Source organism: Microcoleus sp. Pol12A5, from assembly GCF_036701435.1.
In the GTDB taxonomy this organism is placed as follows: domain Bacteria; phylum Cyanobacteriota; class Cyanobacteriia; order Cyanobacteriales; family Microcoleaceae; genus Microcoleus.
Genome location: NZ_JAUBQU010000236.1, coordinates 1 through 3569, shown reverse-complemented (window position 1 = coordinate 3569; position 3569 = coordinate 1). Strand labels below are relative to the sequence as shown.

Here is a 3569-nt window from a genome sequence, read left to right as displayed (position 1 = left end):
AAGGCGAAAAAGTCATCGACGGGAAAATCTAAGCTTAAAATACTATCAATCTCATCGACAAATATAAAAATTCGCTCCTGCGGAAATTTTACCAATAATATCTCTTCAATAAATTGACTCAATCTTTGCAAAAGAGAAACTTCTTCTTGTTCTTGCCACCAGGTTTTTAAGTTGACTTTTCCTACAAGATGGAAACTGCGCCACAAATCCCCAACGATTCCTTTATACCACTGTAAAGGAGTAATGTTTTCGCTACCGATGCGGGTCATGTCGATCGTGCTGCATTGAAATCCTTCGGCTTGCAATCGATGGAAGGTGCGAACGAGAAGGGAAGATTTGCCCATTTGTCGCGAATTGAGAATGTAGCAAAACTCGCCGAGTTTTAAGGCATCATAAAGTTCGATATCTGCTTGTCGTTCGACATAGGTAGGCGCATCAGTTGCGAGACTGCCACCAATTTGATAAGAGTAATCTTTCATAATTGATAGTTAATTGTTTGGGATAATTTAGCGATCGCCCTCTGCATCGCACAAATGTCTGTCCTCCCCCTTGAGTTCAGCATTTGTTCGCAGATAATCCCCCACGCGATCGCACGCATAACCGAGTTCATCGAGTTTGAGAATTCCCTCCACATCCCACAAAATCACCGTGCGATCGTCCCCAACAGAAGCAATTTGTTTGCCATCGGGACTAAACGCCACCGCCCAAACATTCCCCTCATGTCGGGTTAGCGTCGTTATTTCCGTGCCGTCAATTTTCCAGAGTTTGACAGCGCCAGATGCGCCTCCCGCCACCAGCATTTGACCGTCTGGACTTAAATCAACCGCCATCATGCCTCTAGTATTTCCCTTGATAGTTTTCAGCAACGTGCCATCGATCGTCCAAAGTTTAATCGTGTCATCCATGCTCGCACTTGCCAAAGTCCGACCGTCTGGACTGACAGCCACTTCCCAAATTCCACTGCGATGACCTTTCAAAGTCTTGTTCAAGCGACCGTCCATACTCCACAACCGAACTGTGCCATCTGCACTGACAGAAACCAGCCTGTTTCCGTCGGGGGTAAAGTCCACATCGTAAACCCTAGCCTGATGTCCTGTGAACGTTTTCAGCAAAGTGCCGTCTGGCTTCCACAGTTTGACGGTTTTGTCGTCGCTGGCAGAAGCGAAGAACTGACCGTCTGGACTGACGGAGACATCCCAAACGCTCGCCCCATGTCCTGTTATGGTTTTCAGCAGCGTCCCGTCGAACTGCCAGAGTTTAATCGTTTTATCTGTACCAGCAAAAGCGAGTACAGGCGAGATATCTTCTTTGGCAAAGCTAGCAGGAGAGACGAAAGCAACCGAGTAAACGGGAGCCTTGTATCCCGCCAAAGACTTCAGCAACGTACCGTCTTTTGCCCACACTTTGAAGCTGCCATCCGAACTAGCCGAAGCTAACATCTGACCGTCCTGGCTGAAGTCTACATCCCAAATGATGCCGCTATGTCCGTACAGGACTTTCGAGAAAGGGTTTGTCGGGTTCCATAGCCGGACGGTATTGTCGTCGCTGGCGGAGACAGCGATTTGAGTGTTGGGAATAAAGGTAACGCCGCGGATTCCAGATTGATGCCCTTTGAGGACTTTCAACAGCGTCCCGTCCGGCTTCCAGAGGTTGATGGTTCCGTCTGCGCTGGCGGAAGCAATGACATCGCCTGAATCGCTGACGGCAATTTCCAACACTTCCGAACTGTGACCCCTGAGAGTGGAGAGCAGCGTTCCGTCGGGCTGCCAGATTTTAACCGTGTTGTCAGCGCTGGCAGAGAGAATAGCGAGACGTTTTGTGCCGTCACTGTCTGCGAGGAAGGCGAACTTAACGTCCCAAACGGCAGCCGGGTGCCCTTCCAGAGTTCTCACTCCTTTGCCGTCCTTGGTCCAGACCTTGACCGTACCGTCGGTGCTACTAGAGGCGAGCAGGTTTCCATCCGAACTGAAGGCAAGACCCCAAACCCCACCTTGATGTCCGCTTAGTGTCTCGATCAGTTTGCCATTAAAGTCCCACAGGCGAATCGTGCTGTCTTCGCTGCCAGTGGCAATGCGATCGCCGCCCGGACTGACGGCAATGTCCCATATTGCAGCGCTGTGTCCCTGAAAGGTTTTGAGGAGCTTGCCGTCTCGATCCCACAGATAAATGCTGCCGTTGAGACTGGATGTGACCAGGCGCTGGCTGTCGGGACTGAATTTGAGCCCGAAGACAGCAGCCTGGTGTTGCAGGTTGTGGAGCAGCGCACCGTCCCGCTGCCACAGCTTGACTGTTCGGTCGCCGCCGCCGGTGGCGATGAGTTGGGCGTCTGGGCTGATATCAAGGCCCAGAACCACGCTGGAATGCCCCGTCAGGCGATTGAATTCTGCCGTTCCGTAGATGGCCTGTTGCAGCACTTGTCGAACTTGCGATCGCAACTGGGGGTTGGAATTAGGGAGGCGATCGAGCCTGCGTCTGGCTTTGATGGCAGTGACGAGGGCGTCTAATCGCTGTTGGGAGGCGAATTGCCCTGTGGAGGAGATGCTGAGGGCTTGTATTTCGCTTTTGGCGGCGCGGTAATATTGCCCGAGGGCGAAAATGGCGGATGCGATCGCAACTATCAGCAACCCACTCAACGCTGCAATAAACTTGCGCTGTCGCTGTGCTGTCTTTCTTTCATAAGCTACGCGCTTGCGTTCTTCTACCAGTCGTGCTTCGACTTCTTTTACTCGTTCTGCTTCCAGTGCTTGCTGCATTTCCAACTTGTCTAATTCACCAGAAGCTGCTAAAAATTGATAGTCCAAATCGCTCAAACTTTTTCCCTGCGCCCAGTAGGAAGCGTCTTTTAGCGCTTGTCCGCGCAACAGTCGCGATTCATCCTGTTGTTTTGAAGCGATCCAAGCATTGAAAGCTTGGGAGTAAGGGCGCAGTTGCCCTAACTGTTTTTCTACCCATTCCAAGTTAAAGACTTCTTGATAAATCGGGTTTCTTACCTTCAACAAACCTTGTTGTTTTACTACCAAACCCGATAGCACCAGTTCGGTCTGCTCTCGACTATCATCCGCTTCAATTTCACTTCCTTGTAAGAGCTGCTGATAGATGCCTAAGCTACGTCCCGTGCGTTGCTCGTTGCGAATGAGACGATCGCGGATTGTCTTTAAATGCTCGGGTTCATCTTGCGATTGCCAATTCTGGATGATGTTTTTTCTCACCAACGCTTCCACAAAAAATCCCTCTGTTCCCGGTGGAATTTTTAAATCACCCGTGTGGGCTTCCCGCGCCATTTTTACTGCTAATTCACATATTTTTTGCGTTAAAAAGGGCTGTCCTCCCGTCCAATCTAAGATTTCTTTAAGAACTGCTTGCGGATTGGCTATGACATTTTCTAGCCCTTTCGCTAATGGTTGCGCTTCTTCTAAGCTAAATCCTGATAAATCGATCGCCAGTCCGATATTAAAAGGTGTCCGATTTTTATCGGCGATTAAATCACTGGGCGTAGCTACTCCGAAAATTGCGAAGGTAATCCGATTGTATTCTGGATTAATGGCTCGTTGGTTGTAACAATAACGAAT

Annotated in this window: 2 protein-coding genes; both read right to left on the bottom strand. The window is 49.8% G+C overall.

Features of this window, described 5'->3' with window-relative positions; all coding sequences use genetic code 11:
* Nucleotides 1-479: AAA-like domain-containing protein (locus tag QUA45_RS28250; RefSeq protein WP_333223212.1), on the bottom strand; the 479-nt coding region annotated here is incomplete at its 3' end.
* A 27-nt stretch (nt 480-506) separates the two neighbouring features.
* The coding region (locus QUA45_RS28245; protein WP_333223209.1) for an AAA-like domain-containing protein at nt 507-3569 on the bottom strand (3063 nt) is incomplete at its 5' end.